The 24461-nt window shown below is 64.3% G+C and carries 23 protein-coding genes; 7 read left to right on the plus strand and 16 right to left on the minus strand.

Going from position 1 to position 24461, the window contains the following annotated elements; genetic code table 11:
* The first annotated feature begins 80 nt into the window (after nt 1-80).
* Genes FFS35_RS06940 through FFS35_RS06950 form a run of 3 tightly spaced genes read left to right on the plus strand, consistent with a single transcriptional unit; the run spans nt 81 to nt 3264 of the window.
* Nucleotides 81-1955 carry a TadE/TadG family type IV pilus assembly protein gene (locus FFS35_RS06940; RefSeq protein WP_137786401.1) on the plus strand — a complete coding sequence of 625 codons (1875 nt, stop codon included), beginning with the start codon at nt 81-83 and terminating at the stop codon, nt 1953-1955.
* Nucleotides 1952-2539 carry a TadE family protein gene (locus FFS35_RS06945; protein ID WP_137786402.1) on the plus strand — a complete coding sequence of 196 codons (588 nt, stop codon included), beginning with the start codon at nt 1952-1954 and terminating at the stop codon, nt 2537-2539. The genes FFS35_RS06940 and FFS35_RS06945 overlap by 4 nt, the downstream gene beginning before the upstream one ends.
* Nucleotides 2530-3264: a hypothetical protein gene (locus FFS35_RS06950; protein WP_137786403.1), complete on the plus strand. Its 735-nt coding sequence runs from the start codon at nt 2530-2532 to the stop codon at nt 3262-3264. The genes FFS35_RS06945 and FFS35_RS06950 overlap by 10 nt, the downstream gene beginning before the upstream one ends.
* A gap of 31 nt (nt 3265-3295) precedes the next feature.
* Here the strand turns inward: FFS35_RS06950 and FFS35_RS06955 are convergent, their stop codons facing one another.
* Genes FFS35_RS06955 through FFS35_RS06965 form a run of 3 tightly spaced genes read right to left on the minus strand, consistent with a single transcriptional unit; the run spans nt 3296 to nt 6746 of the window.
* Entirely contained in the window at nt 3296-4531 is a 1236-nt protein-coding gene (locus FFS35_RS06955) for a cell wall hydrolase (RefSeq protein ID WP_137786404.1), read from the minus strand.
* 11 nt (nt 4532-4542) lie between these two features.
* Nucleotides 4543-5463, minus strand: coding sequence for a cysteine synthase A (gene cysK / locus FFS35_RS06960; protein WP_137786405.1), 921 nt, complete (start codon nt 5461-5463; stop codon nt 4543-4545).
* The gene (locus tag FFS35_RS06965) at nt 5460-6746 is read right to left on the minus strand and encodes an MFS transporter (protein ID WP_137786406.1); all 1287 of its coding nucleotides are present in this window, start codon (nt 6744-6746) and stop codon (nt 5460-5462) included. The genes cysK and FFS35_RS06965 overlap by 4 nt, the downstream gene beginning before the upstream one ends.
* A 179-nt stretch (nt 6747-6925) precedes the next feature.
* Here FFS35_RS06965 and pdhA point away from each other — a divergent pair, with 179 nt between their 5' ends.
* Both pdhA and FFS35_RS06975 read left to right on the plus strand, forming a co-directional pair.
* Complete coding sequence (gene pdhA, locus FFS35_RS06970; protein ID WP_137786407.1) at nt 6926-7957, plus strand: pyruvate dehydrogenase (acetyl-transferring) E1 component subunit alpha; 1032 nt, start codon at nt 6926-6928, stop codon at nt 7955-7957.
* Between the two features lies 1 nt (nt 7958).
* The gene (locus FFS35_RS06975) at nt 7959-9401 is read left to right on the plus strand and encodes a pyruvate dehydrogenase complex E1 component subunit beta (RefSeq protein ID WP_137786408.1); all 1443 of its coding nucleotides are present in this window, start codon (nt 7959-7961) and stop codon (nt 9399-9401) included.
* A 179-nt stretch (nt 9402-9580) separates the two neighbouring features.
* Here FFS35_RS06975 and FFS35_RS06980 read toward each other — a convergent pair whose 3' ends face one another.
* From FFS35_RS06980 to FFS35_RS07005, 6 genes are all read right to left on the minus strand, one after another.
* Nucleotides 9581-10216, minus strand: a complete 636-nt coding sequence (locus FFS35_RS06980; protein ID WP_137786409.1) for a glutathione S-transferase — start codon at nt 10214-10216, stop codon at nt 9581-9583.
* Nucleotides 10213-11124: a class I SAM-dependent methyltransferase gene (locus FFS35_RS06985; protein ID WP_137786410.1), complete on the minus strand. Its 912-nt coding sequence runs from the start codon at nt 11122-11124 to the stop codon at nt 10213-10215. The genes FFS35_RS06980 and FFS35_RS06985 overlap by 4 nt, the downstream gene beginning before the upstream one ends.
* 305 nt (nt 11125-11429) lie before the next feature.
* Nucleotides 11430-12503, minus strand: coding sequence for a recombinase RecA (gene recA, locus FFS35_RS06990; protein WP_137786411.1), 1074 nt, complete (start codon nt 12501-12503; stop codon nt 11430-11432).
* Between the two features lie 109 nt (nt 12504-12612).
* Entirely contained in the window at nt 12613-13452 is an 840-nt protein-coding gene (locus FFS35_RS06995) for a 4-(cytidine 5'-diphospho)-2-C-methyl-D-erythritol kinase (protein WP_249341503.1), read from the minus strand.
* Nucleotides 13449-15020 (minus strand): tetratricopeptide repeat protein, encoded by a 1572-nt coding sequence (locus tag FFS35_RS07000; protein WP_171007544.1) that lies wholly within the window; start codon nt 15018-15020, stop codon nt 13449-13451. Before FFS35_RS07000 ends, FFS35_RS06995 begins: the two co-directional genes overlap by 4 nt.
* A 22-nt stretch (nt 15021-15042) precedes the next feature.
* A complete protein-coding gene (locus tag FFS35_RS07005; protein WP_137786413.1) occupies nt 15043-16704 on the minus strand; it encodes an electron transfer flavoprotein-ubiquinone oxidoreductase in 1662 nt (553 codons plus the stop codon).
* A 108-nt stretch (nt 16705-16812) separates the two neighbouring features.
* Here FFS35_RS07005 and FFS35_RS07010 point away from each other — a divergent pair, with 108 nt between their 5' ends.
* A complete protein-coding gene (locus tag FFS35_RS07010) occupies nt 16813-17574 on the plus strand; it encodes a uracil-DNA glycosylase family protein (RefSeq protein WP_137786414.1) in 762 nt (253 codons plus the stop codon).
* Entirely contained in the window at nt 17571-19406 is a 1836-nt protein-coding gene (locus FFS35_RS07015; protein WP_249341504.1) for a lytic transglycosylase domain-containing protein, read from the plus strand. The genes FFS35_RS07010 and FFS35_RS07015 overlap by 4 nt, the downstream gene beginning before the upstream one ends.
* Before the next feature lie 78 nt (nt 19407-19484).
* Here FFS35_RS07015 and FFS35_RS07020 read toward each other — a convergent pair whose 3' ends face one another.
* The 7 genes from FFS35_RS07020 to FFS35_RS07050 all read right to left on the minus strand — a co-directional run bounded on the left by FFS35_RS07020 (nt 19485) and on the right by FFS35_RS07050 (nt 24349).
* Nucleotides 19485-20591, minus strand: coding sequence for a helix-turn-helix transcriptional regulator (locus FFS35_RS07020; RefSeq protein ID WP_137786415.1), 1107 nt, complete (start codon nt 20589-20591; stop codon nt 19485-19487).
* Nucleotides 20592-20777: 186 nt separating this feature from the next.
* On the minus strand, nt 20778-20918 hold the full coding sequence (locus FFS35_RS07025) for an entericidin A/B family lipoprotein (protein ID WP_137786416.1): 141 nt from the start codon (nt 20916-20918) through the stop codon (nt 20778-20780).
* 62 nt (nt 20919-20980) lie between these two features.
* Nucleotides 20981-21862, minus strand: coding sequence for a hypothetical protein (locus FFS35_RS07030; RefSeq protein ID WP_137786417.1), 882 nt, complete (start codon nt 21860-21862; stop codon nt 20981-20983).
* Between the two features lie 36 nt (nt 21863-21898).
* Nucleotides 21899-22093: a CsbD family protein gene (locus FFS35_RS07035; protein ID WP_137786418.1), complete on the minus strand. Its 195-nt coding sequence runs from the start codon at nt 22091-22093 to the stop codon at nt 21899-21901.
* Nucleotides 22090-23610, minus strand: coding sequence for a PAS domain S-box protein (locus FFS35_RS07040; RefSeq protein WP_137786419.1), 1521 nt, complete (start codon nt 23608-23610; stop codon nt 22090-22092). Before FFS35_RS07040 ends, FFS35_RS07035 begins: the two co-directional genes overlap by 4 nt.
* 10 nt (nt 23611-23620) lie before the next feature.
* Nucleotides 23621-23986 (minus strand): CsbD family protein, encoded by a 366-nt coding sequence (locus tag FFS35_RS07045; protein ID WP_137786420.1) that lies wholly within the window; start codon nt 23984-23986, stop codon nt 23621-23623.
* 171 nt (nt 23987-24157) lie between these two features.
* Nucleotides 24158-24349 (minus strand): hypothetical protein, encoded by a 192-nt coding sequence (locus tag FFS35_RS07050; RefSeq protein WP_137786421.1) that lies wholly within the window; start codon nt 24347-24349, stop codon nt 24158-24160.
* Nucleotides 24350-24461: the final 112 nt, after the last annotated feature.

Below are 24461 nucleotides of genomic sequence, written 5' to 3' on the forward strand. Positions count from 1 at the left end.
TTCATTTGAGCCGCCATTAGCCGTGCCCGGTCCATGGCGTCGGTCCCGGATACCGGGAGGGACAGCTTAAGGTCGGGCGAATGCGTGCTGAAGAAGCAGATCGAGGGACATTTCTCAACCGCTTACGGCGTGATCGACGCGGCAACACGCTCGCGTTGATGGCGGCGATGCTGGTGCCGATGGCGGGCCTCGCAGGCTCCGCGGTCGATACCGCGCGGCTCTATCTCGTCAAGGTCCGGCTCCAGCAGGCATGCGATGCGGGGGTGCTCGCCGGGCGCAAGGCGATGATCTCGTCCCCGAACAATCTCTATGATAGCAACGCGCAGGCGCAGGCGGCCTCATTCTTCACGAATAATTTCACGTCCGGCTGGATGACGACGAACAATGTCTCCTTCAGCGCATCGCCGACCAGCGACAACCAGCTTGCCGGCACCGCCTCCGCGACGGTGCCGATGGCGCTGATGGGCATGTTCGGCATTGCGCCTTCCGCCCTGACGGTGAACTGCACCGCCCGCTACGACACCGCCGATACCGACGTGATGTTCGTGCTCGACAACACCGGATCGATGGCGTGTCCGCCGAACCAGCCCGATTCCTGCGGCCAGCCCACCCTTTCCTATACGCGGCCTGACGGCACGACCGGCTATTACGTTCAGCCGGCGAGCGGATCGCGCATCGCCGCGCTGCAAAGCGCGGTGATGACCTTCTACGATACGGTGGCGTCGACCATGGATCCGTCGAGCCACATCCGATATGGCTTCGTCACATACACTTCCACGGTGAATGCGGGCGGCGCGGTGACCTCGCTGTCGCCCGATTATATCGTGAACAACTGGACGTACGACACGCGGACGCCCGCACCGTCGCCATCCGGTGATGTGAACAACGGCAGCTCTTCGTCGGTCACGACGAGCGGCGTGTCGCAAACGACGTGCAACAACCAGGCGGGCCGCAGCCCGGCAAGCGGCTACAACGCCGGCACCGCGACCGTCTATACCACCTCCTGGAACAGCAACGGCAGCAAGTGCACCGTAACGACCCAGCCGGTCCGCATGTCGTGGATCTATGGCTATCAGTCGCTGGATACGAGCCAGTTGAAGCTCGGGAACACGATCACCGATCCGACGAAGATCACCGGCGCGCAGGTGAAATGGCAGGGCTGCCTGGAAGAACGTGACACGACCGTGTCGTCCACCTTCGACCCGACCAACCCGACGCCCGACATCGATCCGGATCTCGTCCCCACCAGCGACAGCACGCGCTGGCGGCCGATGTGGCCCGACGTGATCTATGCCCGCAACGGCGTGAGCGGAAACATCACCAAAAGCGGCAGCGGCCCGCCGGTGGGCGATACGGCCGCGCCCGGCAACAGCAGCACGGGTTATTATGCCTATGCCGACACGAAGCTGACCTACCTGTCGAGCGGCTTCATGGTCTGCGGCAAGCCTGTGTCGCGCATCAAGCCGATGAGCCGCAGCGATGTATCCAATTACGTCTATGCGTCGGATTTCGTGCCGTGGGGCGGCACGTATCACGATACCGGCATGATCTGGGGCCTGCGCCTGATATCACCGACCGGCCTGTTCGCGTCGGACACCACCGCATGGCCGAACCGCAATCCGCCGAACCGCTACATCGTGTTCATGACGGACGGCAACATGGCGACCAATTCCAGCATCTACGGGATGTGGGGATGGGAGCAATATGACAAGCGGACGACCGGCGGCACGCTGAACGGCGATACCGTTCACAACGCGCGCTTCCTTGCCACGTGTCAGGAGGCGAAGAACCGCAACGTCACGATCTTCGTCGTCAGCGTGAAGACGGCGCCCGATGCGAACCTCAATGCCTGCGCCTCGTCCGGCTCCGCCTATTTCGCCACCGATGCGGCGTCGCTGACGGCGGCGTTCCAGACCATCGCCAAGCAGGTGGCCATGCTGAGGCTTTCGCAATGATCGCGCTGTTCCGCCGCCTGAGCCGGGACCGGCGCGGCGTGACCATCGTGGAATTCGCGCTGGTCGCGCCGGTCATGCTGATCCTGCTGATGGGCCTGGGGGACATGCTCTATCAGGGCTACGTCCAGTCGGTGCTGACCGGCGCGGTACAGAAGGCCGCGCGTGACGCGACGATCCAGGGCAATGCGCAGAACACCGCCGCGCTCGATGCCAAAGTGACGTCGATGGTGCAATATATCGCGCCCGCGGCGACATTCGCCTCGTCCCGCAAGAGCTACGCCTATTTCGGCGCAGCGGCGCCTGAGCCGTTCATCGACACGAACGGCAACGGCGTGCGCGATCCCGGCGAATGCTATACCGACATCAACGGCAACAAGGCGTGGGATGCCGATCCCGGCGCGACGGGCCAGGGCGGCGCGAACGACGCCACGATGTATACGATGACCGTCACCTATCCACGGCTGTTTCCGGTCGCTTCGCTGATCGGCTGGCCGTCTACGCTGACGATCAGCGCGATGACGTTCCTGAAGAACCAGCCCTACGCCACCCAGGTTCAACCGACACAGGCCACCATATGCATCTGACCGCTCCCCGACCGCGCGGCGCCCGCGCGCTGCTTCACCGCCTTGCCAGCGATACCAGCGGGCTGGCGCTGCTCGAGTTCGCATTTTCGATGCCGCTCGTTCTCGGCATGGGGATGTATGCGCTCGAGGCGGGGAATCTCGCGCTGGCGAACCTGCGGGTCAACCAGATCGCACTGAATCTGGCGGACAACGCCTCACGCGTCGGCCTTACCAGCCCGCTCTCGATCCAGCAGATCCGCGAGTGGGACATCAACGACGTGCTGCAGGCGGCACGCGTGCAGGGCTCCGGCATCGGCCTGACGAGCAACGGGCGGATCATCATCTCCAGCCTCGAAAACGTCCAGCAGAGCTATGATAGCGCCCCCACGCAGCGTATCCACTGGCAACGCTGTGTCGGGTTAATGAGCGGCACCGGATACGATTCATCCTACGGCACCACCTCGGCCGCCGCCGGGACCGATGCGACGAGCGGCAACCAGGGAACACCGGCGCCCTCCGGGATGGGCGATCCCACCGCGCTGGTCAACGCGCCGTCCGGCGCCGGCGTGATGTTCGTCGAGCTGAATTTCAAATACAAGCCGCTCGTCACCGCGTATTTCGTCGGCATCCCGCGTATCCATTATGTCGCTTCATTCGTCGTGCGCAGCGACAAGCGCGATTATGCGCAGATCTACAACCCGACACCGGCCGCGCCGCGCTCTACCTGCGACAAATATTCCGCCTGAACGCCCGCGGGGGGGCTTCCCGATCGGGCGCTCAATGCTGGTTGGCAAGCGCGCCGTCGTCGATCGCTGGCGCCTTGCGCCGGACGCCGCTCAACTCCGCCACTCCCCATAGCGGTGGCGCGGCCTCCGCTGGCGCGACCGCGGGCAGCCGCAGCGACTGCCGCTTCATGCACGGCGTACGGCCCTCGAACTCCTCACAATTCCACAGCGCGCGATCAAGCCCGGAGGGCGTGTCCCGGATATAACTGAAAGACATCGCCGCTATTTCCGCAAGTGTCAGCGGCAACGCATGACCCGCCTTGGCCGGATCGGTCCACAGCATTACGCGGCATTTCGCCCGATCGCCGCAGGCCGCGCGCGCGATCACGGGGAATTGCGCTGACTGGTCCGCCGCGAACCGCACAAGGAACACGTCAGGATCGTCGGCGAGCGGCGGCGGAATGCGGCCGGTGTAGCGCGCGGCATCCCCCGCCGCCCCGTCTTCAGGCGGCCCCGCTCCCGCGCGGTGCGCCTCGGACAAATCCGCGAGCTTTATGATAAGTGGTTCGTTGCCGCTCCAGGCGCGGCCGAACGCCGGGGGTGTGCCCCACCAGCCGGTCCAGCGGAAGAACAGGTGAGTGTGTACGGCGGCGATCTTGTCCAGGCTGGCACTCCAGTAAGGGACCACCCAGTCAGTGTGATAATGCGTGGCATATCCGACCGGACGATAGACCGCGCCGTGCAGCGCGGCGGTCGCCAGTTGCCGCGCCCGGCGCCACGCACTTTCAGACGGCACGCGCCCCAGCGCGCCATCGCAGGTGAAGGTGAACTGGCAGCCGGTCGAACGCTCCGCTCCCTGGAAGACGACGCCGCAGACCGTCTTTGGAAAGGCGGGATGGCGCAGCCGGTTGAGCACCACCTGCACCACCGCGCGCTCGCCGACGGCATCGTCGCCCGCCTCGTAATAGGCGGCGGCGGCGAGGCAATCGGTCGCGCGCGCAAGATCGGCGGCAAGGCCGACGAACGCGAAGGGGCGCGCCGCGGGCTTCGGCCCGCTGGCGAACGGAATAGCCGAGTTATAGGCGCGCGCGTCGTCTGGCGAGAGCGCCTGCAGCTTTACCGGCTCGACCGGAGGCAATTCGGTCGGAGTCATCACGCGACGCGGGGCCTTCGCATGACGACAGGAAGCTGGCGCACGCGTGCCGATCACCACCGCCAGCGGCAGCACGAGCGCCCCCACCGCGATCAGCGCCAGGATCGCGTGAAGCAGCGGTGGGCGGCGGGTCATGGAGGCTGGCGTCAGGCTTCCGGCAGGAAATCCGGCACGGAAAGATAGCGCTCGCCGGTATCGTAGTTGAAGCCGAGCACGCGCGATCCTGCGGGCAGCTCGGTCAGTTTCTGCGCGATCGCCGCCAGCGTCGCGCCCGAGGAAATGCCGACCAGCAGGCCTTCCTCGCGCGCGGAGCGACGAGCCATGTTCTTCGCGGCATCCGCCTCCACCGCGATCACCCCATCGATCGACTGGGTATGGAGGTTGGTGGGAATGAAGCCGGCCCCGATGCCCTGGATCGGGTGCGGCCCCGGCTGACCGCCGCCGATCACCGGCGAGGCGCTCGGCTCGACCGCGAACACCTTCAGCTTCGGCCATGTTTTCTTCAGCGTTTCCGCAACGCCGGTGATGTGGCCGCCCGTGCCGACGCCCGTGACGATCACGTCGATCGGCGCATCGGCAAAATCCTTCAGGATTTCCTGGGCGGTGGTGCGGACGTGCACGTCGATGTTCGCCGGATTGTCGAACTGTTGCGGCATCCACGCGCCAGGTGTCTGCTGGACGAGTTCCAGCGCGCGCTCGATCGCCCCCTTCATGCCCTTTTCGCGCGGGGTGAGATCGAACGTCGCGCCGTAGGCAAGCATCAGGCGGCGGCGCTCGATGCTCATGCTCTCCGGCATCACCAGCACCAGCTTGTAGCCCTTGACCGCCGCAACCATCGCCAGCCCGATACCAGTGTTGCCGCTGGTCGGCTCGATGATCGTGCCGCCAGGCTTGAGCAGCCCGTCCTGCTCGGCCGCCTCGATCATCGCGAGCGCGATACGATCCTTGATCGAGCCGCCGGGGTTGGAGCGTTCGGACTTGATCCACACCTCGGCATCCGGGAACAGCCGCTGCATGCGGACATGCGGAGTGTTGCCGATCGTCTCCAGGATCGTATTGGCTTTCATGACTGCGCTACTCCATGGGGCCGCGGCACATCCTGTCCCGCAGCGTCAGGTGGATCAAACGTCTTGGCGAGCTTCAGTTCCGGATACAGCCGGGACCATAACAGGGTGATGACTATCGCGCTGATACCGCCGAACACCACGGCACCAACCGGCCCGAGGATAGAAGCCATCAGCCCGCTCTCCGCCTCCCCAAGCTCGTTAGACGCCGAGATCGTGAGTTGGCTGACCGCATTCACCCGCCCACGCATCGCATCCGGCGTGTGGAGCTGGATCAGCGACGAGCGGACATAGACCGACACCATATCCGCACCCCCGGCGACGATCAGCGCGAGGAAGCTGATGATGAAGCTCGTCGAGATGCCGAAGATCAGGATCGCCAGCGCGAACACCATAACGGCCAACAGCATCTTTCGGCCGACATCATGGCGCATCGGGCGGAAAGAGAACCAGATCGCCGTCACCGCCGCGCCGATGCCCATTCCCGCCGCAAGCACGCCCAGACCGGTTGCGCCGACGTGCAGGATATCGCGAGCGTAGATCGGCAGCAGCGCCGTCGCTCCAGCCAGCAGCACGACGAAGAGATCGAGCGTGATCGTCGCCTGAACCAGCCGATTGCGCTTCACATAGGCGAAGCCGTCCAGCACGCGCGCGATCGGGTGCCGATCGGTCTGCGCCGGCGGTTGCGGGACGCGGCCGATCAGGAAGATGCCGATCAGCGCCACGAGGTACAGGATCGAGACGCAGCCATAGGCGACATCAGGATGGATCGCATAAAGCAGGCCGCCAAGGCTCGGGCCCGCGATCGTGCCCACCTGCCATGCGATCGAGGAAATCGCGATCGCGGTGGGCAGGGTTTCTCGCGGCACGAGGTTCGGGGCGAGCGCCGAATAGGCCGGCCCCGAAAAGGCGCGCGCCACGCCCAGCAGCACGGCGGCAAAGAACAGCGCTGGCAGTGTCAGCGCCCCCAGCCAGGTCAGCATACCCAGCATCGCCGAAACGAAGATCAGCAGCAATGTGGTGAAGCGCACGACCCAGCGCCGGTCGAACGTATCGGCGACCAGCCCTACCACCGGCGTGAGGAAGAACAGCGGCAGAAACTGTGCCAACCCCATCATTCCGAGCAGGAACGCGGCCCGCTTGATATCCATGGTTTCACGCGCGATGCCATAGACTTGCCAGCCGATGATGATCGCCTGCGCACTGGTGCCGATCGTGCCGGCGAGGCGCGAACACCAATAAGCGCGAAAATTGGCGATGCGCAGCGGATGGGTCGGGACGGCCATTACCTGTCGATTAAGGCGCACGATCCCGCCGCGCAACGATGCTTCGCCTGAACCGGGCGATAGCCAACCTTCTCGGCACGGCGCGGATTGCGCGCGCGGGGCCTGCGAGACTATAGGCGTCGCTCTTCCCCAAGGAAAACGAGGTCTTTTCAAACGTGGCAAAAGCCCCCGCACGGAGCATGAAAGCCCGCAGCGCCCCGCCCGCGACGCCGAACCGCGAACGCCCGGCAGAGCCGCAGCCATACAAGGCTTCGAAGGACGAACTGCTCCAATTCTATCACGACATGCTGCTGATCCGCCGGTTCGAGGAGAAGGCCGGGCAGCTTTACGGCCTCGGCCTGATCGGTGGTTTCTGCCACCTGTATATCGGCCAGGAGGCGGTCGCCGTCGGGCTGCAATCGGCGCTGACCGACAAGGACAGCGTCATCACCGGCTACCGCGATCATGGCCACATGCTGTTGTGCGGCATCCCGCCAAAGGATGTGATGGCCGAGCTTACCGGTCGTGCCGCCGGCATTTCCAAGGGCAAGGGCGGCTCGATGCACATGTTCAGCGTGGAGCATAAGTTCTACGGCGGGCACGGCATCGTGGGCGCGCAGGTGTCGCTCGGCGCCGGCCTTGGCTTCGCGCACAAATATAATGACGACGGCGGCGTCTGCCTTGCCTATTTCGGTGACGGCGCGGCAAATCAGGGCCAGGTTTACGAAGCCTTCAACATGGCCGAGCTGTGGAAGCTGCCGGTGATCTTCGTGATCGAAAACAACCAATATGCCATGGGCACCTCGGTCAACCGCGCTTCATCCGAGGACCAACTCTTCCGCCGCGGCGAAAGCTTCCGCATCCCCGGTCTCCAGATCGACGGAATGGACGTGCTAGCCGCACGCGGGGCGGCGGAGGAAGCGCTCGCCTGGGTGCGCGCGGGCAAGGGGCCGATCATCCTCGAAATGAAGACCTATCGCTATCGTGGTCATTCCATGTCCGATCCGGCCAAGTATCGCAGCCGCGAGGAAGTGCAGTCGGTGCGGGACAAGTCCGACCCGATCGAACACGTCAAGAAGCTGCTCGAGGCGGAGGGGGTGAAGGAAGACGAGCTGAAGGCGGTCGAGAGCGAGATCCGCCGGCAGGTGAACGAGGCGGCCGATTTCGCCGAGAACACACCCGAACCCGAACCCGAAGAGCTTTATACCGACGTGCTGGTGGAGAAATATTGAGATGGCGATCGACATCAAGATGCCGGCGCTGTCGCCCACGATGGAAGAAGGCACGCTGGCCAAGTGGCTGGTCAAGGAAGGCGACACCGTGAAGTCCGGCGACATCCTCGCCGAGATCGAGACGGACAAGGCAACGATGGAATTCGAGGCGGTCGATGAAGGCACCGTCGCGCACATCCTGGTCGCCGAAGGAACCGATGGCGTAAAGGTCGGCACCGTCATCATGCAGATCGCTGGCGAAGGCGAGGACGTATCTTCCACGACCAAGCCTCGGGCTGAGCCGAAGCCGGCGCCGGAATCGAAGCCGGTCGCCTCCGCCGAGCAGCCCGAGACTCAGGAACAGGCCGCCGAAAGCGAGGCACCCACGCCGCACAAGGTGGAAACCGGGGCGCGCCAGATGTTCGAGGCGGCGAAACATGACGCCGAGATCAGCGACCCGGCTGTGCCCGAAGGCACCGAGATGGTGAAGGTTACGCTGCGCGAGGCGCTGCGCGACGCCATGGCCGAGGAAATGCGCGCCGATGATCGTGTCTTCGTGATGGGCGAGGAGGTTGCGCAATATCAGGGCGCATACAAGGTGACGCAGGGATTGCTCGACGAATTCGGCGAGCGCCGCGTGATCGATACGCCGATCACCGAATATGGCTTTGCCGGCGTTGGCACGGGCGCGGCGATGGGCGGGCTGCGCCCGATCGTCGAGTTCATGACGTTCAATTTCGCGATGCAGGCGATCGACCATATCGTGAACTCAGCCGCCAAGACGAACTATATGTCCGGCGGCCAGATGCGCTGCCCGATCGTATTTCGCGGCCCCAACGGCGCCGCGAGCCGCGTCGCGGCGCAGCACAGCCAGAATTACGGCCCGTGGTACGCCAGTGTCCCCGGCCTGATCGTTATCGCGCCGTATGATGCGGCCGATGCGAAGGGCCTTTTGAAGGCGGCGATCCGCTCGAACGATCCGGTGGTGTTCCTCGAGAACGAGCTGCTTTATGGCCGCTCGTTCGAGGTGCCGAAGCTGGACGATTGGGTACTTCCCATCGGCAAGGCGCGGATCATGCGTGAGGGCAAGGATGTCACGATCGTCAGCTATTCGATCGGCGTCGGCCTGGCGCTCGAAGCTGCCGACAAGCTGGCCGAAGAAGGCGTGGACGCCGAGGTGATCGATCTGCGCACGCTGCGCCCGCTCGACAAGCAGGCGGTGTTGACGTCGCTCGCGAAGACCAATCGACTGGTGGTGGCCGAGGAAGGCTGGCCGACCTGCTCGATCGCCAGCGAGATCGTCGCGATCTGCATGGAGGAAGGGTTCGACGATCTCGACGCGCCGGTCGTGCGCGTGTGCAACGAGGATGTGCCCCTCCCTTATGCGGCTAACCTCGAGAAGCTGGCACTGATCTCAGCGGACAAGATCATCGCCGCGGTGAAAAAGGTCACCTACCGCGCGTGATCCAGACGAGCGGTTGAAACGGGGCGCGCCGATCGGATCGGATCGTCCCGTTTCTGCTGAAAAACGGATCGGCGCGGCCGCTGCGCGATTACTGTCCGCCCTCCGCGTGCTCCGCAACGAAGGCTTGCGATTATGATCGTCGGGGACCGCGTTCAGGCCGAACACCGCCCTCCCCATTGTCACGCATAGGCATAGGGTCCGCCCGCCTCCAGCGCGCGGCGATAGGCGGGGCGAGCATGGACCCGATCAAGCCACGCGATCGTATGTGGCCGGCTCTCATCCAGCCCAGCGCGCGCTCGGGCGGCCTCCAGCGGGAAGCTCATCATGATATCCGCGGCGCTGATCACATCGCCCGCGAACCATTGGCTGCCAGCGAGCGTCCGCTCGACATAGTCGAGATGGATGTCGATCATCGGCTGGAGCCGCTTCGCCACCCGTCCCCCGATCAGCGGTATCCGCGTCAGGACGAGCTTTACGAGCAGCGGCGGCATCATCGATCCCTCCGCGTAATGCAGCCAGAAACGATACGCTAGGGCACGATCGCGGTTGGCAGGCGGACCAAACCGGCCGTCCGCTTTGTCGACCAGATATTCGACGATCGCGCCCGTCTCCGCGATGACGCGGCCGGGTTCGTCTGTATCTTCGATAACGGGGGACTTGCCGAGCGGATGGATCGCGCGCAATGCAGGCGGTGCAAGCATGGTGCGGGGGTCGCGCTGATACCGGCGAATTTCGTACGGAAGCTCCACCTCCTCCAGCATCCACAGGATGCGCTGCGACCGCGAGTTTTCCAGATGGTGTACGATGATCGTCATTGTGCCTCCGCCCTTGCCGTCCATATCCAGGCCGCAGCCGGAAATTCCACCGCTCCTTCGCGCGCCCGATGCGCGAGCAGCGCACGAAGCCGCTCAAGCGCGGCTGTCCGCGCCGCCGGTTCGATCATCGCAAGCGCCCGCGCCGCCGGCCCGATGCGCTGAAAAAAATGCAGTGCCTGCGCCACTGCGTCCGCCCCCTCGCCCGCGCGATAGCGGTAGTTCACAAGTTCCGGCTTACCCGGAACGAAGCCGCTCCGCTCCAGCACGCCCCGGACGAATGCCGGGTCGCCAAATCCGAACGGACCAGGAACGTACGACAGCGCGCGCGATTCCGCCGGGCCGGCCTCCGCCATCGGCATGGTATCGGGGGACGTGCCGGCGCCCGGGGGGATGACCTCCGAGGTGCCCGCGATGACGTTGACGAGTTGAGCGGCCCAGGGATTGCGGTCGACATCCGCGAAGCAGGAGAAGACAAGCCTTGCTTCATCGGCAAGCAAGCGTCGAATGGCGCGAAATCCCGCGACCGGATCATCGAAGAACATCACGCCGTGCCGCGAAAACGCGAGGTCAAAACGGGCGGCGGGCATCGCGCTGTCCGTCATTTTCGTGACGTCTGCCACGAAGAAACGAAGATTCGGCGACTGCTTGCCACGAGAATTTGCCACGTCGACGAGGCTCTGAGAAAGATCCACCCCGGTTATCTCAAGATCCGGGCGAGCAGCGGCCAGCGCGAGGCTGGTGACCCCCGCCCCGCACCCGATATCCAGGGCCGCGCCTTGCGCGGGCGCAGCCTCCACGATCGCGGCATCAAACGGCGCAGCAAGGCCCGCGAAGCTCATATCGGTAAGGCGCCAGTCCTGCGCCCATGCGTTGCCCACCGACCCCTGCCACTCGAACGACCCAGTCATCCGGGAACCCCTTTCGTGGCGCGAGCGGTTCGCTTCGACGCCCTCGCGAGAATACACATCGACGCGTAAACGGAAATACGAACCTTCCGAATCCAACGGTGTCAACACGCGTGCAGACGCGCCCCGCGCGCACCGTCACCTTGCCCAACGACCCACAGCGCTCGTCGGATTCGACATATCACCGGACGATGATGTGAATTGAACGCGCAGAACATAACGAAAGGCCCGCTCCTTTACGGAACGGGCCTTCGCGATTGTTGCGACGGTCGCCCCGCCGCATTGAAACGAATGCACCGGGCTAACGATCAAAGATCGTCCTGCTCCGATTCGCCGACCATCAGTTCCTCGCTCAGCCCTTCCGTGCGGGCACGAATCGCGCGCTCCAGTCGCTCGGCCAGCTCGGGATTGTCGCGCAAAAACTGCTTAGCATTCTCGCGTCCCTGGCCGATCCGAACGCTATCGTAGCTGAACCACGAGCCCGATTTCTCGACCAGCCCGGCCTTCACGCCCAGATCGATCATCTCGCCGAGCTTCGAAATGCCCTGTCCGAACATGATGTCGAATTCGACCTGTTTGAACGGCGGCGCGACCTTGTTTTTCACCACCTTCACTCGCACGGTATTGCCGATTGCCTCGTCGCGATCCTTGATCGAGCCGGTCCGCCGGATATCGAGCCGGACCGAGGCGTAGAACTTCAACGCATTGCCGCCCGTCGTCGTCTCCGGCGATCCATACATCACGCCGATCTTCATGCGGATCTGGTTGATGAAGATGACGAGGCAGCGCGAGCGGCTGATCGTGCCGGTCAGCTTGCGCAGCGCCTGGCTCATCAACCGCGCCTGCAGGCCGACGTGGCTGTCGCCCATTTCCCCCTCGATCTCCGCGCGGGGGACCAGCGCCGCAACCGAATCCACGACCAGCACATCGATCGCGTTTGAGCGGACCAACGTATCAACGATCTCAAGTGCCTGCTCGCCCGTATCGGGCTGCGAAATAATCAAATCGTTGATGTCGACGCCGAGCTTCTTGGCATAGACCGGATCGAGGGCGTGTTCGGCATCGACGAAAGCCGCGGTGCCACCGACCCGCTGCGCCTCCGCGATGGCATGAAGCGCCAGCGTCGTCTTACCCGAGCTTTCCGGCCCGTAAATCTCGACGATGCGTCCGCGCGGCAATCCACCAACGCCGAGCGCTATATCCAGCCCGAGGCTGCCGGTGGAGACAGTTTCCACCTTCATCGTCTCGCGCTGCCCAAGCTTCATCGCCGAGCCTTTGCCGAAAGCCCGGTCGATCTGTGCCAATGCGGCGTCAAGCGCCTTCTGACGGTCTGCGTTCGCGATTGCCATGCCGTTATCGATCACCTTGAGGTTGGCGGCCATTGTCTGCCCTCGTCGCTAGACCATGCGCGTGAACCATTCAACGCGTTCCGCCGTAAGTATCCCATTTGTTCTCATCGAACAAGAGGGGAACAAAATTTCCATGCACTCGTCACGTCAGAGAGGTGGCCAGCGTCCACCAGTCTGGATATCTGGCCGTTATCGCGGCGGCTGAGGACTGTGCGGCGCTGGCGGTGTCAAACAATCCAAAGCACGTCGCGCCCGAGCCTGACATGCGGGCAAGCGAAACGCCGGGCTGGCGATCGAGCACCGCCAGCACCTCTGCGATCATCGGCACGGCGGCGATCGCAGGGAGAGAGAGATCGTTGCGGTCATCGGCGGGATCGCCGGAAATCGGCCCGCGATCCTCGCCGTCCCAACCGGAAAAAACCCGCGCGGTCGAAATTGCGACGCCAGGGTTTACCAGCAGCACCGGCGTTCCGGCATAGCCTGTGACCTGATGCAGATCGTCGCCCCGACCATGGCCAACGGCGCTCATGCCCAGCAGACACGCAGGAACGTCAGCACCGAGGCCGGCCGCGATTTCGAACAGGCGCGCATCATCGGCCGCGATGCCATGCAACCGCGCGAGCGCGCGCAACGTCGCCGCCGCATCGGCAGAGCCCCCGCCGATCCCCGAGGCCACCGGCAGATTTTTTTCAAGCACGATTGCGCATGGCGTCGGTAAATCGAAAGCGGCGCGGAAGTGGTCACGCGCGCGCGTGACGAGATTGTCTTTCTCGCCAGACAAGGTGGCACCGAAAGGCCCCTCGATCGCAAAACTATCCTGCGCCGCTGGGGACAGGGAGATCAGATCGCCATCACGACAGAATACGAACAATGTCTCGATATCGTGATAGCCGTCCGGCCGCCGGCGCCGGACATGCAGCGCTAGATTGAGTTTGGCGGGCGCGTGCTCGACGATCACGGCGCCATTTTCCGCAGTCGTCACAGGCCGTCAGTAACCTTCTTTGCGAGGCGATCGCGATCCTTCGCATCCGCCGCCACCTGAGCCGCGCGCCATGCGTAGCGCGCTTCGTAACGGCGGCCGGCACGCCAATAGGCATCGCCAAGATGTTCGCCGATTTCGGGATTTTCCGGCGCCGCCTGCGCCGCTCGCTCCAGCAGCGGCAGGGCGTTCGCTAGATCGCCGTTACGGAAATAGGCCCAGCCAAGCGAATCAACGATCGCCGGATCATCCGGGCGCAGCATCATCGCACGCTGCAGCATCGCCAGCGCCTTTGGCACATCACCACCATGGGTTATATCACCATAACCGAGATAGTTGAGGACAGACGGCTCGTCGGGCGCGATAGCCAGGGCGCGCAACAGTGCCTCGCGCGCTGCCGGCCAGTCGTCGCCCTGATCGAGCGCAGCCGCATAATGCAGCCACACGTCCCATTTCGCGGCGCCTGAGGGTCGCTCTACCAAGCGGCGATAGACTGGCACCGCCAGTTTCGCGCGGTTCGCGGTGAATAGCAGGTCGCCGAGCGTCGCCAGCGATTGGTCCGACGCATCGCGCGACTGCGCGAGCGGAGCGGCAATGGCAATCGCTTCGTCATATCGCTCCGCGCTCGCCAGGATCGCGATCCGCGCCGACGCCACCGTCGCGCCGTAGGGGCCAGCCTTGTCGACGCCCGCCAAAACGACCAGCGCACGATCGGTGCGATCGAGCCGCGCGAGCGTTCCGGCGAGCAGCAACCGTGCACGATCGTTGCCCGGCTCCGCACGTAACGCCCCGCGGGTCAACGTGATCGATAGCGGCCCGGGATCGCCCGCCGCAAGATCATCCGCCAGCCGAACGAAAAGGCGCGTGGCGCCGAACGCCAGCGTAGGCTTCATTCCCTGCGGCCGCTCGCGGAGGGCAACCACTGGCGCGATATCGCCGTCCAGCAATGCCCGGGCGCGCTCGACCTGCCCCGCTCCGATCAACAATTGCGCCGCCGCGATGCGCAGATCGACGGCCGCCTGATCGTTGCCCAGAACAGCGCGTAACGCGGCCAGGCCGTCGTCGTAGCGCCCCCGCGCGATCAGGATCAGCGCGCGGGTTTCATCGTTCAGGCGCTTCGCCACGGCATCGCGGGGACGCTGCGCGAGAATGGCGAGCGGATCGCCGCCCCGCTCCTGCGCGGCCCAGGCCCGGAGCGGCCCGGCCAGGATCGCGAGCTGCCCGCTGGAAAGCCGCGCGATCGCAGCGTCGGCGGTGGTGAAATCACGCGCGTGCGCTGCCGAGGCGACCGAGATCAAGGCGCTGTCCGGTGGCGCGTCGCCGATCGCGAGCAGGGCCGCGATCGCACGATCCGTAAGCGCGTCGTCGCCAACGATCAGCGCCTCGCGATAGGCGCTTTGGGCAACCTCGGCATTGCCCGGCGCATCGGCAAGCGCGGCGACATAACGGCGCACGGACTCGTCACCACTGCCGTTCGCGGCATCGGCGCGCGCAGCGAGATAGGCAAGCAGCGCCGACGATGCCGTCGCGCGGCTGGCGGCGGCCACGGGCGCCGCCAGCGTCAGGCTCACACCGCTTATCAGCAGTATTGCCTTACATATTGGGATAATTCGGCCCACCGCCACCTTCCGGCACGACCCAGGTGATATTCTGGGTCGGATCCTTGATATCACACGTCTTGCAATGGACGCAGTTCTGCGCGTTGATGACGAAGCGCGGATTGCCTTCCTCCTCACCGACGATCTCATACACACCGGCCGGGCAATAACGCTGCGCCGGCTCGTCGAACATCGGCAGGTCGTAATCCACCGGGATCGACGGATCCTTGAGCGTGAGATGGACCGGCTGATCTTCCTCATGATTGGTGTTCGAAAGGAACACAGACGAAAGCCGGTCGAACGTCAGCACGCCGTCCGGTTTGGGATAGTCGATCTTCCTGACGAGATCCTTGCGCCACAGCGTTTCGTTATCCGGGTGATGGTGCAGCGTGAAGGGCACCTTGATGCCTAGATGCTCCAGCCACATCGTGATGCCGGCGAGGCCGGAACCGAGGAAATCGCCGAACTTCTTCACAAGCGGAACGACATTGCGGACGACCGACAATTCTTTCTTCACCCAGCCTGCTTCGAATGCAGCCGGATATGCCGCGAGTTCATCGCCCTCGCGCTGCGACAGGATCGCATCGACCGCCGCTTCCGCCGCCATCATGCCGGATTTCATCGCTGTGTGCGTGCCCTTGATACGCGGCACGTTAAGGAAGCCCGCCGTGTCGCCTATCAGCGCCCCGCCCGGGAACACCAGCTTCGGGATCGACTGCAATCCGCCATCGCTGATCGCGCGCGCGCCATAGCTGACGCGATTGCCGCCCTTTAACAGCTTCGCGATCTCAGGGTGCGTCTTCCACCGCTGCATCTCCTGAAACGGCGAGAGATGCGGATTGGTATAGTTGAGCCAGGTGACGAAGCCGATGCTGACCTGCCCGTTCGCCTGATGATAGATCCAGCCGCCGCCGTTCGATCCGTCCGTCTCCGAAAGCGGCCACCCCTGCGTATGGATTACACGGCCGGGCTCGTGCAATTCGGGATCGATATCCCACAATTCCTTGACACCGATACCATAGACCTGCGGATCGCTTTCCGCATCAAGATCGAATTGGCGGATAAGCTGTTTTGTCAAATGTCCGCGACACCCCTCTGAAAAGAAAGTGTATTTCGCATGCAGCTCCAGCCCCGGCTGATAATCGGGCTTGCGCGTGCCATCCCGCGCGACGCCCATGTCGCCGGTCGCCACGCCCTTCACCCGACCCTGATCGTCATAGAGAATTTCCGCAGCTGCAAAGCCAGGGAAAATCTCCACGCCGAGTTCGCCCGCCTTCTCCGCCAGCCAGCGACACAGGTTCCCCAGCGAGCCGGTGTAGGTGCCCTTGTTGTGCATGAAAGGCGGCGTGAGGAAATGCGGCATGTCGAACTTGCCGCCGCGCGACAGCACCCAATGCTCGTTCTTCTTCACCGGCACTTCCGCCAGCGGGCAGCCATCGTCGCGCCACGTGGGCAGCAGTTCATCAAGACTGCGCGGATCGATCACCGCGCCCGACAGGATGTGCGCGCCGACTTCTGAGCCCTTTTCGAGCACACATACCGAAATCTCCGCCTCTTTTTCAGCGGCGAGTTGCTTCAGACGGATCGCCGCGCCAAGGCCTGCGGGGCCGGCGCCGACGATCACCACGTCATAGGGCATCGATTCGCGTTCGCTCATTATTCTCTCCCGAGCCGCTCGCATCCGGCCGCGATCCGGCAACGTCCTGTCCGTGACCGGCTCTCAAGGGAATTGACCCGCGCGTCAACGCCAATCCTTATACGCGCGATGGGGGCAGAACAGATTTTCGATTGGGCCGGAGCCGCGGCAAGCACGCTGGAATGGTGGGAAACCGCCGGCGCGGACGTGGTGGTGGGCGACGAGGCATTCGACTGGCTCGCCACTGCTGAGCCGGAAGTCGTGGCAGCGCAAACGAACCGCTCCGCGCCACAATTCGAGGCGCATGGCGCCCTCGTCACCGTTCCGCCGCGTCCGCTCGTGATCCCGCCGACGCTGGAGGCGTTCCTCGCCTGGCGAGTCGGCCCGGATGCACCGGAAGCCGCGTGGGGAGCGCCGCTATTCCCGGCAAGCGGCCCGTCGACCGCCGATCTGATGATCCTTATCGATTGCCCCGACCGCGAGGATCGTGACGGCCTGCTGACGGGCGAAACCGCGCGCCTGTTCGACCGGATGCTTGCGGCGATCGGGCGCAGCCGCGCGGACGTTCATCTCGCCACGATCGCCGCCGCGCGTCCCAGCGCCGGCCGCTTACCGCGCGAACAGCAGGACGAGTTATTCGCCATCGCCCGCCACCACGTGGCGCTGCTCGCCCCAAAAAGACTGCTTATGCTTGGAAATGCGGCGAGTCGTGCGCTGCTTTCGGCGGATGTCGCCGATGCCCGTGGGCGTTTGCACTCCCTTGACCATAAGGGTGGAAAGAGGACCGAAGCCGTGGCGAGCTATCATCCGCGCCTGTTGCGCGAGCGGCCCATCGCCAAGGCCGAGGCCTGGAGGGATCTTCAATTGCTGGTGAGGGGGATGCAGGCGTGATCGCGAAGCTGGTAGCGGCAGCGGGAATTGGCGCGCTGTCGGCAGGTTTCGCCTCGGCCGACCCGCTGCCCTCCGCGAGCGCCGTTGGCACGACAGGTGCAACCGCCATCAGCGCCACAGCCTACGCGCCTGTACCGGCGCAACTCTCCCCCGAGCAACGCATCGGCTATCGCGCGGTGCTCACTGCAATCCGCGAGCAGCGATGGCAGGACGCACAAATCGGATTGGCGAGCATGGCGCCGGGGCCGCTCCATTCCTATGCCCTCGCCGAGCTATACACGGCCAAGGGCTCACCGCGCGTCGAGCTTGAGCCGCTGGTGAAGCTGCTCACCGAGGCACCCGAATTGCCGCAGGCCGACGCGCTGGCGCGGCTGGCGCGCGCGCGCGGCGGGACCGATCTTCCTCCGCTACCCGGCACGCAGCGACTCATCTGGCAGGATGGCGCCCCTAACCGCGTCCGCGCCAAGGCGACCCGCAGCGACCTGGTGGCAGCCGATCTCGCGGTGCGGATGCAACCGTATGTGAAGGGCGACATGGGGCGCGAGGCAGAAACGCTGCTCGAATCCACCAGCGGCCTATCCTCGGAGGCGCAAACCGAATGGACTGCGCGGGTCGCGTGGATCTACTTCCTCCAGGGGCTGGATGCCGACGCACGCCGATTGGGCGAGCGCGGCGCGATGGGCGTCGGCGAATGGGCGGTTCAGGCACGCTGGACGGCAGCGCTCTCCGCCTGGCGGGTCGGCGATTGCGTCGCTGCCGGCAGCGGTTTCGAAGGGGTGTCGAGCCGTGCGGGCGACACCGATCTGCGCGCGGCTGGCCTTTACTGGGCGGCGCGCGCTGATATGCGTTGCGGGCGACCCGACCGGGTGGAACGCCGGCTCAAGAACGCCGCCCAGTTCGGCGAGGCGTTTTACGGGCAGCTTGCGCGCCAGGCGTTGGGGATCTCGCGACAGATCGTCCAGCCGCAGCGCGTGACAGCGGACTGGGCGTTGCTGGAGCGGCGCCCGAACGTTCGCGTCGCGGCCGCACTGGTTGAGATCGGGGAGAATGACGCCGCCGATCAGGTGGTTCGCCAGCAGGCACGCATCGGCGCGCCCGAAGAATTCGCCGCGCTCATCCGTCTGACCGAGCAGATGGATCTGCCGGCGAGCGTGGTGTGGCTCGCCCATAACTGCCCAGCGGGCGTCACCGCGACCGCCGAGGCGCGCTACCCGACACCGAACTGGACGCCCGACACCGGCTGGCGCGTCGACAAGGCCTTGGTGTGGGCCCACACGCTGCAGGAATCGGGCTTCCGCAACAAAGTAGTCAGCCCGGCCGGGGCCTATGGCCTGATGCAGATTATGCCGGCGGCCGCTACGGACTATATGCGCGAGCGCGGCGTATCGGTTGATCGCACCGCCCTCACCCGGCCCTCCACCAACATGGATATCGGCCAGCGCCATCTGGAAAAGCTGCGCGACATGGGGCTGACGCAAGGCCTGCTGCCCAAGGTGATCGCGGCCTATAACGCCGGCCCGAAGCCGGTGCAGGACTGGAATGCGATCGTTCAGGATGGCGGCGATCCACTGCTTTACATCGAAAGCATCCCTTATTGGGAAACGCGCGGATATGTGACGACCGTGTTGCGCAATTACTGGATGTACGAGGCTCAGACCGGTCGCGCTACGTCGGCGAGCCGCACCGCGCTGGCGCAAGGGATGTGGCCGCGTTTTCCCGGCCTGCCCGGCCCGAGCGCGGTGAGAATCAAGCGTCTCGCGACGCAAACCGCGATAGCGGTTGATGGCCGTGTCAGCGCGGCCTCCTCAACCGTGAGTACCGGCGGTCGCTAAGCTGATTGGGCGCCGCGAGCTCAATGACGGTGTGCTCCAATCGGAGATGTTGTACCGGCCATACGCGTCGTTACCGCTTCAATGCATAAGCGGCGCCAATCCCCTGATCAGATCCCCTTCGCCAGACAGACCCATCTTGTCGTAAATCCGCTTGATCTGGCTCTTCAGCGTTTCGCTTGTCACGGCGCGTTCCTCCGCGATCAATCCGCGCGATTTGCCCTCATACAAACGCATTGCGACATCAGCCTCCGCCGGTGTCAGGCCGTAGATCGCACCGAGAAAGGCCCCGATACCCGCGCGGTCCCGAGCTGGCTTCCTGCAAACCAGGATCGCAAAGGGCAGCTTGCCCAGCGACCAGGGCCGGACTGGCAGGCGAAACCCTTCGAGATGGATCGGCGGGCGTCCGCCCGGGGAATCGATGGCGAAACGCACATGCGCCATACCTGGGTCGCTGGTCAGGGCGGAGACCGCCTGCGCCAGGGAGAAAGGACGACCCGATGCCTCGAGCAAGCCGTGCTGCACGCGGATGTCGCCCTGCCGCAGGTGGGCCTCCGCACCTGTTGTATGGGATAGCAACTGGCCACGCGCATCGAGGATGAAAGCAGCTATTCCGATCCCTTCGAAGGCGCCGGCCAGCAGCTTAGCTTGCTGACCCTCTAATCGCTCCTGCAACCGCACGGCGCGCCGTGCGGCTTGCGCCGCCTTGGCGAAAACGCGCCGCTGGGTCGCCGTCGTCCTGCCGTCTTTACGCCCACGCAGCGTCGCAAAACCAATGAGCCCGACGCGATCCACTACAAGGTTTGTCTGGCATCCGAATGGAATGTCGAGATCTTCGCACCATTGCTCGTAGCGGTCGGAGGCCAGCCGGGATTTTACGTCGTCATAATGTTTCTCATGCACGATCGGATCGTAGAAACCGCGCGCGCACAGCTCCTCGTTCGCCGCCACGCGAAAGTTAACGATCGGCGATCCGCCGTCGATCTCGATGAATTCCTGGATATGGTCCGCATCGAAGTTCGATACGAGATTGAACGGAATGTTCCGCGCGCCGCCAATGCCGATGAGTTGGCCGCAGCGAGCGCCGGTATGGCGCGCCAGCATGTCCAGCGATTCAAGCCAGCGATCCGGCTCCAGCGCGGCCGTCAGAAAGATATCGTCCCAGTCAACGGATGCGTCACGCGTCATTCTTCGGCCGCCACCTCATAGCGGGCTGTCCCAAACAGATGAGGGCGATCGGGGGAAGGGGAAATCTGCTTATCTCGCAGATCGGCATAGCAATTTTGGCAGATGCCATTTCATTCGACGAAATGGAGCGACAAAATCCGCAGGCCGCCGGGGCATCGGCCTGAGGCTGAGGCCCCGGCGCGCCCTTTACTTCTTTTGCTTGCCCGAGGCGTCGGAAATCGCCGTTCCGGCAGACTTCACGTCCTTGCCCGCACCATTAACGGTGTTGCACGCAGCGAGCGCGACGATCATCGAGAGCGCGATCCCCGTGCCGATCTTCCTGGTCATGATAATCTCCTTGTTTGTTCATGGGGTGCGGCGGGCCGGATACGCTGGCCCGCCGCTTACTGTCAGCGCAAACGCCGGCGTGCCGCCGCCGTTGCACCGAGCCCTGCCGCCGCCGCGCCAACCAGCAACGCCAATACTAGCACGAACGACGTGCCCGCAGCAGCGCCCGCTGCCTTGTCGGCGGCGGATTTCGCGGTGGCGATGGTATCGTTCTTCGCGGTTACGAAACGTTCTTTTGCGCGGGTTACCTGTGCCTGCGCTTCTGGCCGGCTGATCTTGCGCTGTGCCGCGACGATATCGACGATCCGGCTTTCGGCCTGCCGGCCATCAGCGCCGCCTCGCGCCAGCGCGGGAAGGTTCTTCGCGATCTCTTTCTGGGCCTGCTCGGGCGTCATCTGCGCGGGATCGCCTGGCGCGTCCGAAAGATAAGCCGCTGCCTCGTTACGCACATCGTTTTCATCAATGCCGGCAATCGAGGCGACCTTGGGCGCTGCGGCGCCAACGCCCGAACCTGCAGCGCCCGCGACCGCCCCTACCGTCCGGAAGGCGCCACCGATGATCCCGCCGACCGCCGACGTCAGCAGATACAAGGTGAGAATAAGCGTGACGCCCCACACGACAAGCCCGTGGACCAGCGCGTCAAACCGCCCGTTCACTCCCGCAACACGCGCCGCGGCATAGCCGCCGGCCCCGAGCGCGATGATCGTGGTGACGAGCCAGTACAGCCCCGCTCCGATGCCAAAGCCTGCCGCGCCGGGCGTCGTGCCGTCAACCGGATCCACCATCGTCAGGCCGATGCCGGTGCCGAGGATGCCGAGCACCAATTGAATCGCGATTGCGATGATGACGCCGCCAAACACCGCGCCCCACGACAACCTTGTCGGCGCTTTTCCGACATACAGCTCTTCCGCCGGCACAACGCCGGTTTCCACTATGGTCGCCATATTCACTCCTGTTGAAAAAGAAGGGTGTGTTCCGCGTCAGGGGCGCGCGGAGGTCTTGCCTGACGAAACCGCCACGCTGCGAGCGCGCTTCTCGGCACGACCTTCAGCACGAACTGCGTCGTCGCCGATCAACGTGCCAATCGCTTCCTTGACCGATCCCTTGGCGGCGCGAGTGGTGGCAGACCTTTCTCTTGCCACGCGTTGACGACGGGTTTCAGCTTCCTTGGTCATGCTTCGATCTCCCGATCCGGTTCGCCGATCACAACGCCCTCGCCGTCGAAACCGCGCGCCCGCGCCCAGGCGACGGCAGCGATCCGGCGATTGACACCGATCTTGGCGTAAATACGCGCGACATGATTACGCACGGTATTGCCCGCGACATTCAGCGTACGCGCGATCCGCTTGTCGTCGTAGCCGCGACAGATGAGCGCCAGTACGTCGCGTTCGCGTGCGGTTAGATCGTCCAGGCCCGGCCCCGACACATCGGTTTGCGGCGCCCGCAACCGGGCCAGCTTGTCCATGATCGAGCGGCTGAACCAGCTCGTATCCTTCATCACCGCCTCGATCGCCTCGACGAGTTCGAGTTCGGTCGCCTTGCGCTGTGTGATGTCCTGAAAGGCCCACAGAACACAGTCATCGTCGCCGAGCCTTATCGACTCGGTCGACACGAGGCAGTCGATCGTCGCCCCGTCGCGGGCATGAATACGCGCCTCGTGCCCGCGCAGATCGCGCCCATGCGCGATACCCGCTTCGATCTCGCGACGGACGGTGCTGCTTTCCCACAGTTCGACCTCCCCGAGCGGACGGCCCATGATCTCCGTAGGGGCATAGCCGGTCATCTGGGTGAAACTGGTGTTGACCTCGCACAGCAGATGGCCGTCGCGCGCGCCGATCGCCATCGGCACGGGCGCCATCTCGAACGTGCGAGTGAATCGTTCCTCGCTGTGGCGCAGCGCGCTTTCGGCTTTGCGCCGGGGCTCCAGGTCCGCAAATGTGAACAGCATGCAGGGCTGTTCATCCATCTCGATCGGCTGACCAGCGACGATGACGAGCTTGGCCCCGCCGTCGGGGATATCGAGCTCTGCCTCCATCTGCGGGATGGTGCGCCCTTCCGCGAGGCGCTCTTTGGCGAGATCGCGTCGATCAGCAGCGCGCAAGACGTCGATATCGTAAACCGTTTTGCAAAGCACTTGCTCGCGCTGATACCCGGTCATCTCAAGAAAGCCCTGGTTGACCTTTACGAATCGCAAGTCGCTCAGCCGGCAAATCACCGCCGGAGCCGGATTCGCGTTGAACGACTGTTCGAATCGATCCTCCGCCTCGTAGCGCGCCGATACGTCCTGGATGACGAGCACGAGGCAAGCAGGTTCTCCATCATCGGCGTCGTTCAGCACGAGGCTGCGAACCTGATGCACCCACCGCGGCTGATCCTCGCCCGCGACGATGACTTCAACCACCACCTCGGAAAAGGAGTCACCCGCTACGACACGCTCGATCGGATAGTCGTCCGCTTCCAGTCGATGGTTGTTGCGATACCGCAACTGGAAGCGGGCGCGATAATCATTCACGGTCGCGCCAAGATCGGCGATCGTGTCGACACCGTGCATGGTTAGCGCCGAATCGTTCGCCCAGAGCAGGCTCTGGTCCGGATCGATCAGGATCACACCCTCGTCCAGCCCCGCGATGATCTGGCGCAAGTGGCGCAGATCCGCGGTCTCGCGCAGAGTTTTGAACGACGCGGCTTTCATCGCAGGTCTCTCAGGCGCGGCGCCCATGGATCGCCCACGCGATCGCATAGCCACCCACAGCCGCCACGAGCGCCCAAAGCGCCGGAGCCTCACCCATGGAAGCATTGGCGGCCTTACCGCTCTTGCGCGCCAGATCGGCGGCACGGTCGCCTGCAGCCTTCAGGCGATCGCGCGCCTCTTCCGCCAGCGCCGGTGCAGCGTCGATCGCGTTTTCCGCGACAGACTTTGCGCGGCCATAGGCATGCTCGGCGCTGCCCGCGACCTGATCAACAACCCCGTCAACCTGCCAGTCGCGGCTATCGACGGCATCGCCCACCGCCTTCTCGACCTTGCCGGTTACATAGCGCGCATTACCCTTGAACTCGTGCTTGTTCATCATGGTTTCCTCTCGGGAAGAAGATACGGTCCCGGTACAGCATCCTGGATGACACGCTTGCCGAAACCATCGCGGTCTCGACTCAAGCAATGTACATCGGAGGAGTGCTGCCGGTTCGGGCGCATCAACCATCGATCAGGCGGCACGTTCCTAGTATTTTTGCGCTTCGGCCTAGTCGCCTTGCACTACGGTAAAGCTGTCCGCATGCGCATCGTATAGTCGCTGCAAGTCCAGATGAAGCGCTATGGAGGCGGGACTATCCGCCTTTTCAGCAAGTTGGCCATGCTGAGCCGCACGTCTGCGCCAATAATCGCGTTCTTTTTGAAGATCGCGAAGGGCGATTTCGTGTGCGGCTTTGGTCATCGATAGTAGCTAACACCCCTGCGCCGCATTCGATATAATGCAAAAGTACCTTCGGCTGGGTAGATTTGCCCGCCGTGCGGAGCGCCGCGCAGCTGAACGGCGGCAGGAGCAT

It is taken from the genome of Sphingomonas sp. 3P27F8, from assembly GCF_005502745.1.
Classification (GTDB): Bacteria; Pseudomonadota; Alphaproteobacteria; order Sphingomonadales; family Sphingomonadaceae; genus Sphingomonas.